The organism is Falsiroseomonas oryziterrae, from assembly GCF_021864505.1.
Lineage (GTDB): Bacteria > Pseudomonadota > Alphaproteobacteria > Acetobacterales > Acetobacteraceae > Falsiroseomonas > Falsiroseomonas oryziterrae.
On sequence record NZ_JAKJIB010000681.1, the window covers coordinates 1 to 691 of the forward strand.

Here is a 691-nt window from a genome sequence, read left to right on the forward strand (position 1 = left end):
GCACCCGGCGCGCCGCGATCGGCTCGGCGCCGGCCGAGAGCGTGTCCTCGATCCCGGTCAGCGGATCCACCACCGCCGCGCGCAAGCTGCCCTGCGAGGCCGCAACCTGCCGCCCCGCTTCCGCGGCCCCCGGCGCCAGCAGCGGCGGCAGCAGCAGCGCGAGCGCGAGCGGCGTCGCGACAAGCAGCGCGAGGCCCGGCGAGATCGCGCCGAGCACCAGCGCGATGCCGAGCACCACCGTGCCCGCCGCCACCGCCGGCACCAGCGCGCCCAGATAGACCCTGTCCAGCGCGTCGATGTCGGAGACCAGCCGGCCGAGCAGGTCGCCGGTGCGCCGGAAGCCGACGCCGGCCGGCAGGCGCTCGGCCAACCGGCGGAAGAACCAGACGCGGGTATCGGCCAGCGCGCGGAAGGCCGCCGCATGGCTCACCAACCGGTCGAGGTAGCGCGCTACCGGCCGCAGCACCGCGAAGCCGCGCATCCAGAACAGGGCCGCCGCGCCGCCGCCGGCGAAGACCGCCGCTTCCGCCACGCCCTCCGCCACGCCGCGCCCGGCGAAGGCCAGCAGCGCAACACCGGCGAGCGAGGCGATGGTCGCGACCGCGATGCCCGCCGCGAGCCAACCGGCCCGCGACCGCCACATCCCGAGCACGCGGAGCAGGTCGCGGGTCACGACGGGCTGGCTCCGTGG

General features: G+C 77.4%; 1 pseudogene. It reads right to left on the reverse strand.

Annotation, left to right across the window (positions count from 1 at the left end):
• Nucleotides 1-673, reverse strand: a pseudogene (locus L2I40_RS24075) (thiol reductant ABC exporter subunit CydC); the annotation flags it as partial.
• Nucleotides 674-691: the final 18 nt, after the last annotated feature.